Origin of the sequence: Paenarthrobacter sp. NPDC018779 (assembly GCF_044391085.1) — a bacterium.
GTDB lineage: Bacteria > Actinomycetota > Actinomycetes > Actinomycetales > Micrococcaceae > Arthrobacter.
Genome location: NZ_JBIRZS010000001.1, coordinates 150,694 through 168,783 on the forward strand (window position 1 = coordinate 150,694; position 18,090 = coordinate 168,783).

Here is an 18,090-nt window from a genome sequence, read left to right on the forward strand (position 1 = left end):
GGTGGGTTCCAGTAGCAGCGGTGACGTCTACCCCCGGGGCATCAAGCTGGGGGTGGACGTCGGCACCGTCCGCGTAGGGCTTGCCATCTGCGACCCCGACGGAATCCTTGCCACCCCGTTCAAGACCGTAGGACGGGACGCAAAAAAGAACTCCGACATCCGCGTCGTGGTGAAGCAGGTGGCGGAGCTTGGCGCGGTCCAGGTTGTGGTGGGCCTTCCGCGCACCATGAAAGGCGAGGAGCGCGCATCGGCCCGGATGGCATCCGAGTATGCCGAGCTGTTGGCGGACGCCTTGCTGCACGCCGAAATGGACGTTCCCGTCAACCTCGTGGATGAGCGGTTGACCACCGTGACGGCGCACCGCAACCTGCACGAAGCTGGCATGAGCAGCAAGAACCACCGTAAAGTGGTTGATCAGGTTGCTGCTGCTGGAATACTTCAGCACGCGATCGACATGCAAAGAGCCAGAGGAACGGACGTTGGCCGCCGCGTGCAGGCGAGGGCGCAGTCCGAAACACCCAGCAGTGCCCCAACGCTGCGGGCTGCCTCCGGCAGTGATCCAGATTCTTCTACGAGGGGACTGCAACTGTGAGCCCGGTCAACAACGACCCCTCCAACGGTACGGGGGGCGGTGGCATGCCGCTGACCCGCAAGGAGTTGCGCGCCAGGGAAAGATTCCTGGCCACGCAAAACCAGAACGTGGTGCCCGTTCCCGAAGCCACGCCAGGTGAGGCGGGCGCTTCGCCGGAAGTGGAGCCCGAACTTCCCCGTCCCGTACCTGCGGTCCCCAATGCCGCAGCTGCGCACCGTCCCTACGTGGCACCTCCCGCAGCCCAGCCCACTCCACCGGCAGCGGCGCCTGCCCCACCGGCAGCCGAGCCAGGGTCGCGTCCAGCCGAGCCGGCGCAGCGTCCCGCCGCGCAAGCACAGCCCAGTCCCGCCGCGCAAGCACAGCCCGCGGATCCGCCGAATCCCGTTCCGCCTGCACCCGAAGCGGCTCCGTCCATTGCGGAGGAGCCTGAGCCTCACGATGCCACCACGCATATGCCCGTCGTGGCTCCGGCCTATGCAGGCCACGTTGAGGGCGGTCCCAGCCATGGCAACGACGCCGCCGACCATGGACACCACGATTATGCGGACCACGAAGCCCACCACGGCGGGGAAATCCATGCCGGGCACGATGTTCATTACGCCTACGACGGGCATCATGAAGACCATCCCGACGATCACGCCCATGAGCTGATCCCGGCGATGGAGACCCCGGTGAGTAAAGCAGCTGTCCGCAAGGCACGCCGCCGCCGTCGGGTGCTCGCCCTGCTCATCACCCTCGGCGTCTTCGTGGCCGCCATCGTGATCGGCGCCCAGTTCCTCAAGCCCCTCCTGGGCATGGACAAGGTGACCGACTATCCGGGGCCGGGTTCCGGGTCGGTCACCGTCACGGTGCCCGAAGGGGCGGGGCCCAAGCAGGTTGCCGCCGACATGGTGTCGAAGAAAGTCGTGGCCGATGCCGACAGCTTCGTGAAGGCCTTCACGGCTGAAGGCGGTGTCTTGTCTCCGGGCGACTTCACCTTCAAGACAGAGATGAAGAACTCCGATGCCGTCGCAATTCTCGCCAACAAGGATTCGTCCAAAGTCATCTACTTTGCCTTGAGCGCAGGCCTACGGATCAACGAGTCGCTCGACGCGATCTCCAAGGGTTCGGGCATCCCGCTCCAGCAACTCAATGCGTTCAACCAGGCGCCCGGCCAGTTCGGGCTGCCGGCCAAGGCGAAGAACCTCGAAGGCTTCCTTGCGCCAGGTGAGTACCGCTTCCCGCTGGGAACGTCCGGCAAGGACATCATCCAGGCCCTCGTCACCGCGACGTTGGACGAACTCAAGGCTCAGGGCATCACGGACCAGGCCAAGCAGTATGACGTGGTGACCATCGCGAGCATCGTCCAGGCAGAAGGTGGCCAGGCCGATTACGGAAACGTGGCCGGTGCCATCTACAACAGGCTCAAGCCGGACAACAAGGAAACCAACGGCCTCATCCAGTCCGATGCCACAGTGACCTACGGCCTGGGGAAGAAGTCCTTCCACCTGACGGAGGAAGAGAAGGCCGACAAGTCCAACACCTACAACACGTATGCGAATGTTGGACTACCCGCGGGCCCCATCGGTTCGCCGGGCAAGACCGCGATCGATGCCGCCGCCAAGCCCACTGCCAACGACTACCTGTACTGGGTGACCATCAACCTGGACACCAAGGAGACCAAGTTCTCCAAGACGTTGTCGGAGCACAGCGGCTATGTCGAGCAATACAACGCCTGGTGTGCGGCCAATCCAGGACGGTGTGTGTGAGCCGCCGGGCTGCCGTCCTGGGCCACCCGATCTCCCATTCGAAGTCTCCGGCCATGCATTCCGCGGCGTATGCCAAGCTTGGCGTGGACATCGGCTATTCAGCCGTCGACGTGACAGTGGAATCGCTTCCGGCCTTCATGGAATCGGTCCGCGGAGATGCCTCGTGGTGCGGTTTGTCCGTGACCATGCCGCTGAAGACGGCAATGGTGGCGGAGGTGGACGAGGTCCGCGGTGCTGCCGCCCACTTGGGCGTGCTCAACACCGTGGCATTCGAGCACGACGGCGGTTCCGTCCGCCGGGTGGGGTACAACACGGACGTCGCCGGCATCATTGAAGCAGTCCGTTACGCCGGCCTGGCAACGACGCCCCACGCGGCCATCCTGGGCGGCGGCGGAACATCAGCTGCCGCAATCGCAGCGGTGCAGGAGATGGGGGCGGGGCACGTCGATGTCTTCGTCCGCGATGTCTCCCGTGCCGTCGAAGCCCAAGCCGCTGCGGCCGCCGTCGGGATTTCCCTTGCGGTCCGTCCGCTCACGGAAGCCGCAGCAGCGGTGGCCGCGAGCGACCTGGTGATTTCCACTTTCCCGCCGCGTGCCGCCGATGCCCTGGCGGACGAGTTGGCGGACCAGCCCGGAACCGGGGGAGGGGTGCTGCTGGACGTTGCCTACGACCCCTGGCCGAGCCGCCTTGCCGAGGTGTGGCATGGACATGGCGGTGCCGTGGTTCCTGGGCTCGAAATGCTGATGTACCAAGCGGCAGAACAGATCCGCCTTTTCAGCGGATGCGACGTGGATGCCGCCGTCATAGATGTGATGTGCGACTCAGTCGGGCTTCCCCGGCGAGTGTTCTAGAGGCCTTACATGGCAGGATTGGTTATATGTTGCGTTGGTTGACAGCCGGTGAATCCCACGGTCCGGCTCTGGTCGGAATAGTTGAAGGCGTGCCTGCCGGTGTTGAACTCACCAGTGGGCAGATCCGCGACGCGTTGGCGCGTCGCCGCCTTGGTTATGGCCGTGGCGCCCGCATGAAGTTTGAGCAGGACGAAGTGACCATCATGGGTGGTGTCCGTCACGGTGTCACCCAGGGTGGTCCCGTTGCCATCCAGGTGAGCAATACCGAATGGCCCAAGTGGGAACAGATCATGTCCGCGGATCCGGTGGATCCGGAGCTTCTGGCGGACCAGGCCCGCAATGCCCCCTTGACGCGTCCGCGTCCGGGCCACGCCGACTTCACCGGCATGCAGAAGTACGGGTTTGATGAAGCACGTCCTGTGCTTGAACGGGCGAGTGCCCGGGAAACGGCCACGCGCGTGGCACTGGGCACGGTTGCGGCGCAGTTCCTGAAGCAACTTGGCGTCGAATTGGTCAGCCACACCGTTTCCATTGCCAGCGTTTCCGTGCCTGAAGGCCGGCCCCTGCCGCTTCCGGGCGACGTGCTCGCCCTGGATGCCGACCCGCTGCGTTGCTTCGACCGCGAGACCTCGGACGCCATGGTGGCTGAGGTGGATGCTGCCCACAAAGAGGGCGAAACCCTCGGTGGCGTCGTTGAAGTCCTGGCCTATGGACTCCCGCCGGGACTCGGCAGCTACGTCCACTGGGACCGTCGCCTCGATTCACGCCTCGCGGCGGCCCTCATGGGTATCCAGGCCATCAAGGGCGTGGAAGTTGGCGACGGCTTCCTGACCGCTGCGCGCCGTGGATCGGCCGCCCACGACGAAATCGTCAAGGACGGGCAAGGCAAGATCATCCGGCAGACCAACCGCGCTGGCGGCATCGAAGGCGGCATGAGTATTGGTGAAGTGCTGCGGGTCCGTGCTGCCATGAAGCCCATTGCCACCGTTCCGCGCGCCCTGCGCACCATCGATGTAAGCACCGGTGAGCCGGCCAAGGCCCACCACCAGCGTTCGGACGTGTGTGCGGTGCCGGCGGCAGGTGTCGTTGCCGAGGCCATGGTGGCGCTGGTGCTGGCCGAGGCCATCACCGAAAAGTTCGGCGGCGACTCCGTGGCAGAGACCACCCGCAACCTGCAGAGCTACCTGGACAGCATCCCGGCTACCCTGGACTCGGTCGGCCGGTAGTGGCGGGCGCGATCCAGGGCGGCCGCATCGGCCGTCCCGTTGTCCTGGTTGGTCCGATGGCGGTAGGAAAATCCGCCATCGGCGTGCAGTTGGCGCAACAGTTGGACATACCCTTCGTGGATACGGACGCCGTTGTGGTGGCCGCGCACGGCAGCATCGCAGACATCTTCGCGGGCCGCGGCGAACACGCCTTCCGTGAACTCGAAGCGCGGGCAGTGGCCAAGGCCATTGATTCCGCCAAGGTACTGCCCGCCATCATTTCGCTCGGTGGGGGAGCCGTCCTTGATTCGGGGACACAGCAGTTGCTTGAAGAATGCACCGTTGTGTACCTGGAATGCGATGCCGAAACCGTCGCAGACCGCATCGCACGGAACACCGGCCGCCCCTTGCTGCAGGGGGACGCGATGTCCCGCTGGGAGGCATTGTTCGCTGCCCGGAAGCCCGTCTACGAGCGCCTCGCCAACATCGTCCTGGATGTACGGTCGGGATCCGTGGCGGAAATCGCCCTCCTGCTGGAGGAGCAGCTGCGCGAGTACGCAGCCTTGAAAGAGGAAGTTGAAAAGTGAGCAACGAAGCAACTGTCATCAAGGTCACCGGGCAAAACGCCTCGGACAACTACGACGTCGTGGTGGGACAGGGACTGCTGGAAACACTTCCAGCCAAACTTGGTGAGCGCGTCCGCCGTGTCCTGGTAATCCACCCCAGGGCCCTTCGGCTGACCGGCGATACCGTCCGCGACGAACTTGAAGGCGCCGGCTTCACGGCCCTGACGGCCGAGATCCCCGATGCCGAAGAGGGCAAGCACATCCAGGTAGCTGCCTTCTGCTGGCAGGTGCTGGGGCAAAACGACTTCACAAGGTCAGACGCAATCGTCGCCGTTGGCGGTGGTGCGGTCACGGACCTGGCCGGATTCGTTGCTGCCACGTGGCTGCGCGGTGTCAAGGTCATCCACATGCCTACCAGCCTGCTCGGCATGGTGGACGCTTCCGTTGGCGGCAAGACCGGCATCAATACCGCGGAAGGCAAGAACCTCGTGGGTTCGTTCCACCCGCCTGCCGCTGTCCTTGCCGACCTGGACACACTGCAGACACTTCCCAGGAACGAACTCGTTTCCGGCATGGCCGAAGTCATCAAATGTGGCTTCATCGCGGACCCAGCCATTTTGGACCTCGTGGAGAAGAACACGGACGCAGTAACGGATCCGGGATCGGCGGTGATCCGGGAACTGATCGAGCGGGCCATTGCGGTCAAGGCCAACGTAGTGTCCCAGGACCTCAAGGAATCCGGGCTGCGTGAGATCCTCAACTATGGCCACACCCTGGGTCATGCCATTGAACTCGTGGAGCGCTACTCCTGGCGGCATGGCGCGGCGGTCTCCGTCGGCATGATGTTCGCAGCCGAGCTCTCGCGCAGCGTTGGGCGCCTCCCGGATGCCGACGCAGACAGGCACCGGACCATCCTGGAAAGCCTGGGCCTGCCCATCACCTACCGCAAGGACCGCTGGCAGGGTTTGCTGGACGGCATGCGGCGCGACAAGAAGTCCCGCGGCGACCTTCTTCGTTTCGTGGTCCTGGACGGGGTTGCCAAGCCCGGCATCCTGGATGTTCCGGACACCTCACTGCTGTTTGCCGCCTACCAGGAGATCGCATCATGACGGCCACCCTCAGCGAAGGCATCAGCGACTGGCCAACAGCCGGCTTCCCCGGAGTCCGGATGAACCCGGACACCCTCCTCCCAGTGGTGGTCAACGAGGACGCAATGGAGTCCGCCCTCGCTGTGTCCGAAGACCCAGCCGACCGCATCATGGCCCTCCTGCTGGAGAACCAGCCCAAGGAAGCCGCCGAATTGCTCGCCGAGGCACGCTACAAGGACCCCGAGTCGTTCCGCCTGCGGATCTTCGAAGCCGAAGTCCACCGTGCCACCAACAGGCATGACCGTGCCGTCCAGCTGTTCCGCCAACTCCTTAATGAAGTCCACGGCAGCTCCAAGGAAGCGGTGGTCCATCAGTACCTTGGGCGTGCCTACTTCGTCAGTGGCAACGCCGCGGCGGCTTCGGAGGAGTTCGCGAAGGCCCTGGACCTGCGGGTAGCCATGGCGGCCGACGCGGCCTTGATCTATTCCTCCGCTGTGGCCCTGCAGCGTGCCCGCGACGTGGTGGAAGTGGCTTCCTAGGACGCCTCCTGCTGGCCATTGACGGGCCACTGTCCATTTGCCGGTAGAATGGTTCTTGGATTTTTGATAAATACGCGCTGGCCAGCCATTGTGGCATGCCGGCTTGGCATACGGCTGGAAGCTAGAACTTAGCTTTGACCAGTGAGAGAAACCAGAGGATACGAGTGGCAACCACAAACGACATCAAGAACGGAACCGTACTGAAGCTCGAGGGCCAGCTCTGGAACGTCATTGAGTTCCAGCACGTCAAGCCGGGCAAGGGCGGCGCCTTCGTACGCACCAAGATGCGAAACGTCATGTCCGGCAAGGTTGTGGACAAGACGTTCAACGCCGGCCTCAAGATCGAGACCGCTACGGTTGACCGCCGCGACTACCAGTACCTGTACCAGGATGGCGAAGACTTCGTCTTCATGGACACCTCCGATTACGACCAGATCCACGTATCCGGCGCAACTGTGGGCGATGCCACCAACTTCATGCTGGAGAACCAGATGGTGAACATCGCCATCCACGAGGGCACTCCGCTCTACATCGAACTCCCGCCGAGCGTCGTCCTCGAAATCACCTACACCGAGCCTGGCCTCCAGGGTGACCGCTCGTCCGCCGGCACCAAGCCGGCAACCGTCGAGACCGGTTACGAGATCCAGGTTCCCCTCTTCGTCGAGCAGGGCACCAAGGTCAAGGTCGACACCCGCGACGGCAGCTACCTGGGCCGGGTCAACGACTAGTGAGCGCCCGCGGTAAGGCCCGTAACAGGGCCCTGGAAGTACTCTTCGAAGCCGAGCAGCGCTCGGTCTCGGCTTTCGACGCGCTGAAGGCGCGCCGGGAGAAGACTGACCTCATTGTTAACCCGTACACGGTGGAAATCGTGGAGGGTGTTGTGTCCATGCAGCCCACCATCGACGAATTCCTGCAGACCTACGCGCAGGGTTGGACGTTGGAGCGGATGCCGTCCGTGGACCGCATCATCCTGCGAATCGGCGCTTGGGAACTGCTGTACAACGACGACGTTCCTGATGGGGTTGCCGTCAGCGAAGCCGTGGCCCTGGCCAAGACCATGTCCACTGACGAATCGCCGGCCTTCATCAACGGATTGCTCGGGCGGCTCCAGAAGCTCAAGCCATCTTTGCTGGCCTAGCCACCAGCTGTGAAGGGCCCGTTTTCCCGCACTGTGCGTGCCGGAAAACGGGCCCTTTTGCATGCCTGTCCCAGGACGGCCGCGCGGAGCTGCGGTATGGTCCGCAGCTGCTCCAGTTCGTCCCTCTGATGGAGCTGGACGTCGCGTCCGCTCAGGATCCGCTGGCGGGTGAAAGCCAAAGCCGTGGCGGCCTTGATGAAGGCCCGCATGTGGGCCGAACGGCCGCGGCTGGCCGCCCATCCGGTGGCTTGCCTCCTGCCGCGGGCGGTGGACAGCATCTCCACTTCCACCGGAGTGAACCAACCAGCGGCGGCATATTCCTGCAGGCGTTGCCGTGTGAGTTTTCCTTCGGCGAGGCGAAGCAGGATGATGCCCACGGCGGCTACCAGGAAGATCGGCACCTGGACCACGAAATACTCGGCCAGGAAGTCCTGGCCCATGCTGTTCCAGCGGTTATGCAGGAACATGGCGGGGAGCAAACCAACCAAGAACGCCAGGACCGCGTAGCCGGTGTGCCATTTACGTGCGGCGAAACCCATGATGAGCCCGGTGGTCCCGGTAAAGATGGCGTGCGCAAAGGGTGACATGACCCCGCGCAGGATGAAGATCCGGACCAGGTCGGCTCCCGGCTCGGAGGACGAGGCGATTTCGCGTCCGAAGTACAGGATGTTCTCCGTGAAGGCGAAGCCGGCGGCAATGGTGAAGGCGAAGACCACCCCGTCCACCGGACCGTCGAAATACTTCCGTGCCGCAAGGATGAGCACCAGCAGGCCAAGGGACTTGCTGAACTCCTCCACGATGGGCGCCTGCACCGTAGCCATGAAGTAGGTGAAGGCCTCTTCGCTGGTGGTGGGAGCTGCCAAGGCAAACACAGGTTGGATCAAGAGCGTCGCGGCAATGGATACGGCGGCTCCCCAAGTGAACGCGAACCACAGCAGGCGCTTGGGTTCGGGCTCCCAGCGGTCAATGAACCGTACGGTCAACAACACCACGGACAACGGAACCAGCGAAGCTACAAAGCCGATCGCGAAACCGGTGACGCCGGTGTTTCCCAGCAGGAAAGGGATAACAAGGATGAGGCTTCCGAAAACCAGGACGGCGCCCACCAGCAGAAGCGGGATCAACCCCCATGTTTGCCGGGGCTGGGCGCGGGCCGGGTTGGCCCAGGATTGTTGGGGAAGCGGGCCCGGATTCCCGGGGGCAGTTTGGTAGTTGCCCGGCTGCACCCTGCCGATCCACGTGGGATTCGGGGACGCGCCCGGCATGGGCCCAGGATATTGCTGCGGGCCGCCGGGGCTGCCGGGAAGGTTGCTGGTCATGCTCCCGAGCCTATTCCACGCTTTGTGGATGTGAGGTTAAACTCACCGCTGCCCCGGTCATGCGGTGAGGGCGCCGGGGGTGCCTGTGGTAGCTTTGAAACGCAAATATTCCTTTTTTAATTCCGTCCTGTGAGGCGGGGAAAGGGGAGACGAGCGATGACTGAAGCCACTTCAGCGCAGGTTCCGTCCAGGGTTGTTCTTAACCAGGCGGACATTGACCGTGCGCTCACTCGTATCGCCCATGAGATCCTCGAGGCCAACAAAGGCTCCCAGGACCTGGTTCTGTTGGGCATTCCCCGCCGCGGCTATCCACTTGCCGTGCGCCTGGCCAACAAAATTGCCGCCGCCGATCCCGCGGTCCACGCCGAAACGATTGTCGGCCAGCTCGATGTCACCATGTTCCGTGACGACCTCTCGCACCAGCCCACGCGTCCACCGCACCACACGCGCCTTCCCCTCTCCGGCATCGACAACAAAGTTGTTGTCCTCATTGACGATGTCCTGTACTCGGGCCGTACCATCCGCGCAGCGTTGGATGCCCTGGTGGACCTGGGACGGCCCAGGATCGTGCGCCTTGCAGTCCTGGTGGACCGTGGTCATCGCGAGCTGCCCATCCGCGCGGACCACGTGGGCAAGAACCTTCCCACGTCATCAGCCGAGAAGGTCCGCGTGCGCCTCGAAGAGATCGATTCCGTGGACGGCGAACCCATCAACGAAGTAGTGATCGAGGCCGGTAAGTGAAGCATCTTCTTTCCACAGAAAACCTCAGCGCCGCGGACGCCATCCGCGTTCTGGACACGGCCGAGGAAATGTCTGCCGTGGGGGACCGTGAGGTCAAGAAGCTTCCGGCCCTTCGCGGACGCACGGTGGTGAACCTCTTCTTTGAGGATTCCACGCGGACCCGCATCTCCTTCGAAGCCGCGGCCAAGCGCTTGTCCGCGGACGTCATCAACTTTGCCGCCAAAGGCTCCTCGGTCTCCAAGGGCGAATCCCTCAAGGACACGGCACAGACCCTGGCCGCCATGGGTGCCGACGCCGTGGTGATCAGGCACTGGGCATCAGGGGCCCCGCACCGGCTTGCCGCCACGGACTGGATCGACGCGGCGGTGATCAACGCCGGAGACGGTACCCACGAACACCCCACGCAGGCCTTGCTGGATGCCTTCACCATGCGCCGCCACTGGTCGCAGATCAACGGGACTGCTTCCTCCGGCGCGGACCTGAAAGGCATGCGGGTGGCCATCGCCGGCGATGTCCTGCACTCCCGGGTGGCCCGGTCCAACGTGTGGCTGTTGCGTACCCTGGGCGCCGATGTCACGCTTGTTGCGCCACCCACCTTGTTGCCCATCGGCGTCGAACACTGGCCCTGCAAGGTCAGCTACAACCTGGACGAGACCCTCGAAGCGGGTGTGGACGCCATGATGATGCTCCGGGTCCAGGGTGAACGCATGAACGCTTCCTTCTTCCCGTCCACCCGTGAGTACTCACGCCGCTGGGGTTTCGACGACGCACGCCTGAAAACCCTGGACGACCTGGGCATGAAGGACACCATCATCATGCACCCGGGCCCCATGAACCGGGGCCTGGAGATCTCCTCGGCGGCCGCAGACTCGCCCCGTTCCACCGTGCTGGCCCAGGTCAGGAACGGCGTTTCCGTGCGCATGGCCGCCCTCTACCTGCTGCTTTCGGGAGACACCCGCGAGGCAGCCCCCACTGCAACCACCCCGTCCACCAAGGAGAACAACTGATGTCCGGTGATACCTACTTGATCCGCGGGGCCGCCATTCTTGGCGGCGAAGCTGAAGACCTCCTGATCCGCGACGGAATCATCGCAGCACGCGGCAAGGACCTGGCAGCTGGCGACGCCACCGTCATCGACGCCGCTGGCCTGATTGCCCTTCCTGGCATGGTGGACGTCCACACCCACCTCCGCGAACCGGGCAGGGAAGACGCGGAGACCGTTGAGACCGGCACCCGTGCGGCAGCCCTGGGCGGCTTCACGGCTGTGCACGCCATGGCCAACAGCAACCCCGTGGCGGACACCGCCGGTGTGGTGGAGCAGGTCCACAGCCTGGGCCGTGCCTCGGGCTGGGTGGACGTCCGCCCGGTAGGTGCCGTCACCGTGGGACTTGCAGGCGAGCAGCTTGCCGAGCTGGGCGCCATGGCCGATTCCCGCGCCCAGGTGCGGATGTTCTCCGACGACGGCATTTGCGTCCACGACCCCGTCCTCATGCGCCGTGCCCTGGAATACGTCAAAGCGTTCGACGGCGTGGTGGCCCAGCATGCGCAGGAACCCCGCCTTACCGCCGGGGCACAGATGAACGAAGGCGCCGTCTCGGCCGTCCTGGGACTGGCCGGCTGGCCGGCTGTCGCCGAAGAAAGCATCATCGCCCGCGATGTCCTGCTGGCCCAGCATGTGGGTTCCCGCCTGCACATCTGCCACGTGTCAACGGCAGGGAGCGTGGAAATCGTCCGCTGGGCCAAGGCCCGAGGCATCAACGTCACGGCGGAAGTCACCCCGCACCACCTCATCCTCACCGACGAATTGGTCCGCAGCTACGACCCCGTGTTCAAGGTCAACCCGCCGCTGCGCACGGACGCGGACGTCCAAGCGCTCCGCGAAGGCCTGGCCGACGGAACCATCGATGTGGTGGGAACGGACCACGCACCGCACCCGAGCGAGCACAAGGAATGCGAGTGGGCGCAGGCCGCCATGGGCATGACGGGCCTGGAGACCGCGCTTTCCGTGGTGCAGGCAACCATGATCGAAACCGGCCTCATGACATGGGCCGACTTCGCGCGGGTTACCTCCTTCACCCCGGCACAGATCGGCCGGGTCGCCGACCAGGGCCGTCCCTTGGCCGAAGGTGAACCGGCCAACGTCATCCTGGTGGACCCCGCTGCGCGTTGGACGGTGGACCCCCATAAAATGGCCACCATGGGCCGCAATTCACCGTTCAAGGGCAAGGAACTGCCCGGATCAGTCGTTGCCACGTTCTTCAAAGGCCACCCGACGGTCCTCGACGGCCAGCTGAACACGCCTTACCGGTACCCGGGAAACCTCGACACACCTGCCGCGGCGGTCAGCGGCGCCTGATGGACACCCAGACCCTCTCAGCGGTTATCACCGTGGCTTTGATCGTCGTCATCCTGGCGATGATCGGGCTGGGGTGGCGGAACCGCCTCAGGCGACAGTCCGACGTCGAACGCCTCCCGGCCGTGCCGCAGCAACTGGAACCGGCCGCAGTGGTGGCCGAGGGACAGTATGTTGCGACCACCACGGCAGGCGACTGGCTGGACCGCATTGCCGTGCAGGGACTGGGAATCCGGACCAACGCCGAGTTGAGCATCCACGCCGAAGGCGTGCTGTTCGACCGCCCCGGAGCAGCTCCGTTGTTCATCCCCCGCGCGGCCGTGACCGATGTCCGCAGGGACGCCGGAATGGCCGGCAAGTTCGTCGAGAAGGACGGACTCCTGGTCATCAGCTGGAAGCTGGGGGACCGGGAACTGGATACCGGCTTCCGATCCAGGCAATCCGCAGACCAGCAACTCCTCCTCGAAGCCCTTCAAGAATTGATCTCCGCAGCCCCTCAGGCAGATGCCGATAGTGGAAAGTAATAAAGTGACGGACAGTAACGCAGCCACCACACCAACCCCCTCAGCAGCCGTTCTGGTGCTCGAAGACGGCCGCATGTTCCGCGGCCGGAGCTACGGCGCCCAGGGCACTGCCCTCGGTGAAGCCGTCTTCGCAACCGGCATGACCGGCTACCAGGAGACCATCACGGACCCCTCCTATGCCCGCCAGCTGGTGGTTCAGACGGCCCCGCACATCGGGAACACCGGCGTCAACAACGAAGACGCTGAGTCCCGCAAGATCTGGGTTGCGGGCTACATCGTGCGCGATGCCGCACGCCGCCCCTCCAACTGGCGCTCGGAGCGTTCCTTGGACGCCGAACTGGTGGAGCAGGGAATCGTGGGCATCCAGGGCGTGGACACCCGCGCCATTACCCGCCACCTGCGTGAGCACAAGACCATGCGCGCCGGCATCTTCTCCGGCGAGGCCGCCCAGGCCTCGGACAAGGAACTGCTGGAGACCGTCCTGGCCAGCGCCCCCATGGAAGGCGCTGCCCTGGCGGAGGAAGTCAGCATCGACGAAGCCTACGTGGTGGAGCCCAAGGACCACGGCTGGGATGGCGAACCCCGGTTCTCCATCGCGGCAGTGGACCTCGGCATCAAGGCCATGACGCCCGTCCGCTTCGCCGAGCGCGGCGTCCGCGTGCACGTCCTCCCTGCCACCGCCACGCTCGAGGACGTCAACGCCGTCAGCCCAGATGGCTTCTTCATGTCTAACGGCCCCGGCGACCCCGCCACCGCCGACCACCAGGTGACCCTGCTCCGTTCGGTGCTGGACGAGAAGCTGCCGTACTTCGGCATTTGCTTCGGCAACCAGATCCTGGGCCGCGCGCTTGGCTTCGGCACCTACAAGCTGCGCTACGGACACCGTGGCATCAACCAGCCGGTCATGGACCGCCGCACCGGCAAGGTGGAGATCACTTCCCAGAACCACGGCTTCGCTGTGGATGCGCCCATGAACGGCGCCACTGTGGCCCCGGAAGAGCGGTACGGCCGGGTTGAGGTGAGCCATGTTTCGTTGAACGACGACGTCGTGGAAGGCCTCGCCTGCCTCGACATCCCGGCCTTCTCGGTCCAGTACCACCCCGAGGCTGCTGCGGGCCCGCACGACGCCGCATACCTCTTCGATCGCTTCATCGACCTCATGGCCGACACGAAAGCCGCCACCGCCGCAAAGAACACCGACACCAAGACTGAGGACCAGAAGTAATGCCCAAGCGTACAGATCTCAAGAGCGTCCTTGTCATTGGTTCCGGCCCGATCGTCATCGGCCAGGCCGCCGAGTTCGACTACTCCGGTACCCAGGCCCTGCGTGTCCTGAAGGACGAAGGCCTGCGCGTCATCCTGGTCAACTCCAACCCGGCAACCATCATGACCGACCCCGAGTTCGCGGATGCCACCTACGTGGAGCCCATCACTCCCGAGGTGGTCGAGAAGATCATCGCCAAGGAGCGTCCTGACGCCGTCCTGCCGACGCTGGGTGGTCAGACCGCACTGAACACCGCGATCGCCCTGGACAAGAACGGTGTCCTGGAGAAGTACAACGTGGAACTGATCGGTGCCAACATCGCCGCGATCGAACTTGGCGAGGACCGCGAGAAGTTCAAGGGCGTGGTGGAACGCTGTGGCGCCGAATCGGCACGCAGCCACATCATCCACACCATGGACGAGGCCTTCAAGGCCGCCGAGGAGCTCGGCTACCCCATGGTGGTCCGGCCGTCCTTCACGATGGGTGGCTTGGGCTCCGGCCTGGCGTACAACGAGGACGACCTGCGCCGGATCGTTGGCCAGGGCCTCCAGTACAGCCCCACCACCGAGGTACTGCTCGAAGAGAGCATCCTTGGCTGGAAGGAATACGAACTCGAGATGATGCGCGACAAGAACGACAACGTCGTTGTTGTGTGCTCCATCGAGAACTTCGATCCCGTAGGCGTGCACACCGGTGACTCGATCACGGTCGCACCTGCCCTGACGCTGACCGACCGCGAATACCAGAAGCTCCGCGACGTGGCCATCGCCGTGATCCGCGAAGTCGGTGTGGATACCGGTGGCTGCAACATCCAGTTCGCCATCGATCCCGCCACGGGCCGTGTGGTGGTCATCGAGATGAACCCGCGTGTGTCCCGTTCTTCCGCGTTGGCTTCGAAGGCAACTGGCTTCGCGATCGCCAAGATCGCCACCAAGCTGTCCCTCGGCTACACGCTGGACGAGATTCCCAACGACATCACGCAGAAGACCCCGGCATCCTTCGAGCCCACGCTCGACTACGTGGTGGTCAAGGTTCCGCGCTTCGCGTTCGAGAAGTTCCCGGCGGCGGACAACACGCTGACCACCACCATGAAGTCCGTGGGCGAAGCCATGGCCATGGGCCGCAACTTCACCGAGGCCCTGCAGAAGGCCCTCCGCTCCCTCGAGCAGAAGGGCTCGCAGTTGGACTTCAGCTCCGTTCCGGAGTACGAAGTGGCTGAGCTCATCGAGAAGGCCAAGCGGCCCACCACCGATCGTTTGTACCAGGTCCAGCGGGCGCTCCTCGGCGGTGCCACCGTTGAACAGCTCTTCGAGGCAACCAAGATCGATCCGTGGTTCCTGGACCAGCTGCAGCTGCTGAACGAAACCGCCCAGGAGATCCGCAAGGCCGGTGTCCTGAGCGAGGACATGCTGCGCAACGCCAAGCGCCACGGCTTCTCCGACGAGCAGATCGGTGCCCTCACGCACAATTCCGAGGCCGTCGTCCGCGGCGTCCGCCAGGCCCTGGGCATCCGCCCGGTCTACAAGACGGTGGATACCTGCGCCGCCGAGTTCGCTGCCTACACGCCGTACCACTACTCGGCCTATGACGAGGAAGACGAGGTGGGCCTGCACTCCAAGCCCTCCGTCATCATCCTCGGCTCCGGGCCCAACCGCATCGGCCAGGGCATCGAGTTCGACTACTCCTGCGTCCACGCTTCCATGGCACTGCGCAAGGCCGGCTACGAGACCGTCATGGTCAACTGCAACCCGGAAACCGTCTCCACTGACTACGACGTCTCCACGCGCCTCTACTTCGAGCCGCTGACCCTCGAGGACGTCCTCGAGGTCATCGCCGCCGAGGAGCGCACCGGTGGCGTCATGGGCGTGTTCGTCCAGCTCGGTGGCCAGACCCCGCTGAAGCTGGCCCAGCAGCTGGCCGACGCCGGTGTTCCCATCCTGGGTACGTCGCCCGAAGCGATCGACCTCGCAGAGCACCGTGGCGCCTTCGCACGGGTCCTGGATGAGGCCGGCCTGACGTCTCCGAAGAACGGAACGGCTGTGTCCTTCGAGGACGCCAAGAAGATCGCCGACGAGATCGGCTACCCCGTCCTGGTCCGTCCGTCCTACGTCCTGGGCGGCCGCGGCATGGAGATCGTCTACGACGAAGCCAACCTGTCCCGCTACATCGCCAACGCAACGGAAATCACCTCCGAGCACCCGGTGCTGATCGACCGCTTCCTCGAAGACGCGGTGGAGATCGACGTCGATGCGCTCTTCGACGGCACGGACATGTACCTGGGCGGCATCATGGAGCACATCGAGGAAGCCGGAGTCCACTCCGGTGACTCCGCGTGCGTGCTGCCCCCGATCACCCTGGGCAACAACGTGATCGAGCGCGTCCGCACCGCCACCCGCGCGATTGCCGAGGGCGTAGGTGTCCGTGGCCTGATCAACATCCAGTTCGCCCTGGCATCGGATGTCCTCTACGTCCTCGAGGCCAACCCGCGCGCCTCGCGCACCGTTCCGTTCGTCTCCAAGGCCACGGGCGTGCAGATGGCCAAGGCCGCCGCGTTGATCGGTACGGGCGTCACCATCAACCAGCTCCGCACCGCGTACAAGATGCTGCCGGAGTCCGGCGATGGTTCCACTCTTCCGCTCGACGCTCCGGTTGCCGTCAAGGAAGCCGTCCTGCCGTTCAGCCGCTTCCGGACTCCGGAGGGCAAGGTGGTGGACTCCCTCCTCGGCCCCGAAATGCGTTCCACGGGCGAGGTCATGGGCATCGACAAGCACTTCGACACGGCTTTCGCGAAGAGCCAGTCGGGTGCGAACAACGCCCTGCCCACCGGTGGCAAGATCTTCGTTTCGGTGGCCAACCGGGACAAGCGGTCAGTGATCATGGGCGTCAAGCGCCTGTCGGACCTCGGCTTCGAGATTGTCTCCACAGGCGGAACCGCGGACGTCCTGCGCCGCAACGGAATCCAGGCAACCCCCGTTCGCAAGGTGGCCGAGGGCAGCAGCGCCGAGGGTGAGGGAACCATCGCAGACCTCGTCGTGGCAGGGGAAATCGACATGGTGTTCAACACTCCGTCCGGCGGCGAAGCTCGCAGCGATGGATACGAGCTGCGGGCCGCGGCAACCTCGATCGGCATTCCCTGCATCACCACGGTGGCGGAGTTCAACGCTGCGGTTCAGGCGATCGAAGCACTGCGCACCTACGAGTGGTCCGTGACGAGCTTGCAGGAACACGCGGCAAACCTGGCTGCTTCCTTTGAGGCCGCCAATGCCTGAGTCCGGCGTAACACCCGAACAGCAGCCTGCCCGGGAGCCGTTCGGCTCCCGGCTGGCTGCGGCCATGGACGCCCGCGGTCCGTTGTGCGTGGGCATTGACCCGCACCCGCAGTTGTTGGCGGACTGGGGACTTAACGACGACGCCGCCGGGCTGGAACGCTTTTCGCTCACGGTGGTGGAGGCGGTGGCTTCCCTCGCTGCCGCGGTCAAGCCGCAGGTGGCGCTGTACGAGCGTCACGGATCCGCCGGCATGGCAGTCCTGGAACGCACCCTGGCCGCCGCTGCAGAGGCCGGAGTCTTGAGCATCGCCGACGCCAAGCGCGGAGACATCGGCTCCACCATGGCGGCGTACGCGGATGCCTGGCTCCGTGACGGCTCCTCCCTGGCGGCCGACTCGGTGACGTTGAGCCCGTACCTGGGCTTTGAGTCCTTGCGTCCGGCCTTGGATCTTGCGGCCGAGTACGGCAGGGGAGTGTTCGTGCTTGCCCTGACGTCGAATCCGGAAGGCAAGAGCGTCCAGCATGTTGGCGGAGATGACTCGGTAGCCCGGCGGATTATTGCTGCGGCTGCTGAAGAAAATGCACGCTACGCGGGTGCCTTGGGATCGGTTGGCCTGGTGGTTGGGGCTACGATCGGTTCCGCCCTTGAGGACCTTGGAATCGATCTTGGGCCGGTCAAGGGCGCGATCCTGGCTCCCGGCCTGGGCGCCCAGGGAGCCACTCCGGCGGACCTGCGCGCGACGTTCGGTTCGGCCTACCCGGCGGTCCTTGCAACGTCCAGCCGCGGGATCCTCGCAGCCGGACCCACGGTCGCTGCCCTTCGGGTGGCAACAGAGGAAACCCTGGGCGGCTTGCGCGCCTAGGCTGCTGCCGGTAGGTTCAGCATCAGTCGCG

The 18,090-nt window shown here is 64.6% G+C and carries 17 protein-coding genes; 16 read left to right on the forward strand and 1 reads right to left on the reverse strand.

Translation table 11 applies throughout. The features are described 5' to 3' along the window. Position 1 precedes the first annotated feature (1 nt). The 9 genes from ruvX (at position 2) to nusB (ending at position 7,727) form a co-directional block, all read left to right on the forward strand. Positions 2–592, forward strand: coding sequence for a Holliday junction resolvase RuvX (ruvX, locus tag ACH488_RS00740; RefSeq protein WP_397321637.1), 591 nt, complete (start codon positions 2–4; stop codon positions 590–592). Continuing rightward, complete coding sequence (gene mltG, locus ACH488_RS00745; RefSeq protein ID WP_397321638.1) at positions 589–2,340, forward strand: endolytic transglycosylase MltG; 1,752 nt, start codon at positions 589–591, stop codon at positions 2,338–2,340. The genes ruvX and mltG overlap by 4 nt, the downstream gene beginning before the upstream one ends. Next, complete coding sequence (locus ACH488_RS00750) at positions 2,337–3,191, forward strand: shikimate dehydrogenase family protein (protein WP_397321639.1); 855 nt, start codon at positions 2,337–2,339, stop codon at positions 3,189–3,191. Before mltG ends, ACH488_RS00750 begins: the two co-directional genes overlap by 4 nt. 26 nt (positions 3,192–3,217) lie before the next feature. Then, positions 3,218–4,417: a chorismate synthase gene (gene aroC, locus ACH488_RS00755; RefSeq protein ID WP_397321640.1), complete on the forward strand. Its 1,200-nt coding sequence runs from the start codon at positions 3,218–3,220 to the stop codon at positions 4,415–4,417. Continuing rightward, positions 4,417–4,983 (forward strand): shikimate kinase, encoded by a 567-nt coding sequence (locus ACH488_RS00760; RefSeq protein WP_397321641.1) that lies wholly within the window; start codon positions 4,417–4,419, stop codon positions 4,981–4,983. Before aroC ends, ACH488_RS00760 begins: the two co-directional genes overlap by 1 nt. Then, positions 4,980–6,071 carry a 3-dehydroquinate synthase gene (aroB, locus tag ACH488_RS00765; RefSeq protein ID WP_397321642.1) on the forward strand — a complete coding sequence of 364 codons (1,092 nt, stop codon included), beginning with the start codon at positions 4,980–4,982 and terminating at the stop codon, positions 6,069–6,071. The genes ACH488_RS00760 and aroB overlap by 4 nt, the downstream gene beginning before the upstream one ends. Further along, positions 6,068–6,589 (forward strand): tetratricopeptide repeat protein, encoded by a 522-nt coding sequence (locus ACH488_RS00770; protein ID WP_397321643.1) that lies wholly within the window; start codon positions 6,068–6,070, stop codon positions 6,587–6,589. Before aroB ends, ACH488_RS00770 begins: the two co-directional genes overlap by 4 nt. 164 nt (positions 6,590–6,753) lie before the next feature. Further along, positions 6,754–7,317, forward strand: coding sequence for an elongation factor P (efp, locus tag ACH488_RS00775; protein WP_021470603.1), 564 nt, complete (start codon positions 6,754–6,756; stop codon positions 7,315–7,317). Further along, the gene (gene nusB, locus ACH488_RS00780; protein WP_397321644.1) at positions 7,317–7,727 is read left to right on the forward strand and encodes a transcription antitermination factor NusB; all 411 of its coding nucleotides are present in this window, start codon (positions 7,317–7,319) and stop codon (positions 7,725–7,727) included. The genes efp and nusB overlap by 1 nt, the downstream gene beginning before the upstream one ends. On the opposite strand, the gene ACH488_RS00785 is transcribed toward nusB, so the two are convergent. Beyond that, positions 7,724–9,046: a PrsW family intramembrane metalloprotease gene (locus tag ACH488_RS00785; RefSeq protein WP_397321645.1), complete on the reverse strand. Its 1,323-nt coding sequence runs from the start codon at positions 9,044–9,046 to the stop codon at positions 7,724–7,726. The two genes, nusB and ACH488_RS00785, sit on opposite strands and share 4 nt — an antisense overlap. 156 nt (positions 9,047–9,202) lie before the next feature. Between ACH488_RS00785 and pyrR the strand changes: the two genes are divergently transcribed. The 7 genes from pyrR to pyrF are packed head-to-tail and all read left to right on the forward strand — an operon-like array spanning position 9,203 to position 18,059. Then, on the forward strand, positions 9,203–9,787 hold the full coding sequence (gene pyrR, locus ACH488_RS00790) for a bifunctional pyr operon transcriptional regulator/uracil phosphoribosyltransferase PyrR (protein WP_397321646.1): 585 nt from the start codon (positions 9,203–9,205) through the stop codon (positions 9,785–9,787). Continuing rightward, a complete protein-coding gene (locus ACH488_RS00795) occupies positions 9,784–10,794 on the forward strand; it encodes an aspartate carbamoyltransferase catalytic subunit (RefSeq protein ID WP_397321647.1) in 1,011 nt (336 codons plus the stop codon). Before pyrR ends, ACH488_RS00795 begins: the two co-directional genes overlap by 4 nt. After that, positions 10,794–12,143: a dihydroorotase gene (locus ACH488_RS00800; protein ID WP_397321648.1), complete on the forward strand. Its 1,350-nt coding sequence runs from the start codon at positions 10,794–10,796 to the stop codon at positions 12,141–12,143. Before ACH488_RS00795 ends, ACH488_RS00800 begins: the two co-directional genes overlap by 1 nt. Beyond that, positions 12,143–12,664, forward strand: a complete 522-nt coding sequence (locus ACH488_RS00805) for a hypothetical protein (protein WP_397321649.1) — start codon at positions 12,143–12,145, stop codon at positions 12,662–12,664. Before ACH488_RS00800 ends, ACH488_RS00805 begins: the two co-directional genes overlap by 1 nt. Continuing rightward, complete coding sequence (gene carA / locus ACH488_RS00810; protein ID WP_397321650.1) at positions 12,645–13,889, forward strand: glutamine-hydrolyzing carbamoyl-phosphate synthase small subunit; 1,245 nt, start codon at positions 12,645–12,647, stop codon at positions 13,887–13,889. The genes ACH488_RS00805 and carA overlap by 20 nt, the downstream gene beginning before the upstream one ends. Further along, on the forward strand, positions 13,889–17,197 hold the full coding sequence (carB, locus tag ACH488_RS00815; RefSeq protein ID WP_397321651.1) for a carbamoyl-phosphate synthase large subunit: 3,309 nt from the start codon (positions 13,889–13,891) through the stop codon (positions 17,195–17,197). The genes carA and carB overlap by 1 nt, the downstream gene beginning before the upstream one ends. After that, positions 17,190–18,059, forward strand: coding sequence for an orotidine-5'-phosphate decarboxylase (pyrF, locus tag ACH488_RS00820; RefSeq protein ID WP_397321652.1), 870 nt, complete (start codon positions 17,190–17,192; stop codon positions 18,057–18,059). Before carB ends, pyrF begins: the two co-directional genes overlap by 8 nt. Positions 18,060–18,090 lie beyond the last annotated feature (31 nt).

Coding starts and splice junctions, on each gene's coding strand:
- carB (WP_397321651.1), top strand. CDS start 13,889: ATGCCCAAGCGTACAGATCTCAAGAGCGTCCTTGTCATTGGTTCCGGC.
- pyrF (WP_397321652.1), top strand. CDS start 17,190: ATGCCTGAGTCCGGCGTAACACCCGAACAGCAGCCTGCCCGGGAGCCG.
- ACH488_RS00800 (WP_397321648.1), top strand. CDS start 10,794: ATGTCCGGTGATACCTACTTGATCCGCGGGGCCGCCATTCTTGGCGGC.
- ACH488_RS00785 (WP_397321645.1), bottom strand. CDS start 9,046: ATGACCAGCAACCTTCCCGGCAGCCCCGGCGGCCCGCAGCAATATCCT.
- ACH488_RS00805 (WP_397321649.1), top strand. CDS start 12,143: ATGGACACCCAGACCCTCTCAGCGGTTATCACCGTGGCTTTGATCGTC.
- aroC (WP_397321640.1), top strand. CDS start 3,218: ATGTTGCGTTGGTTGACAGCCGGTGAATCCCACGGTCCGGCTCTGGTC.
- carA (WP_397321650.1), top strand. CDS start 12,645: ATGCCGATAGTGGAAAGTAATAAAGTGACGGACAGTAACGCAGCCACC.
- pyrR (WP_397321646.1), top strand. CDS start 9,203: ATGACTGAAGCCACTTCAGCGCAGGTTCCGTCCAGGGTTGTTCTTAAC.
- ACH488_RS00770 (WP_397321643.1), top strand. CDS start 6,068: ATGACGGCCACCCTCAGCGAAGGCATCAGCGACTGGCCAACAGCCGGC.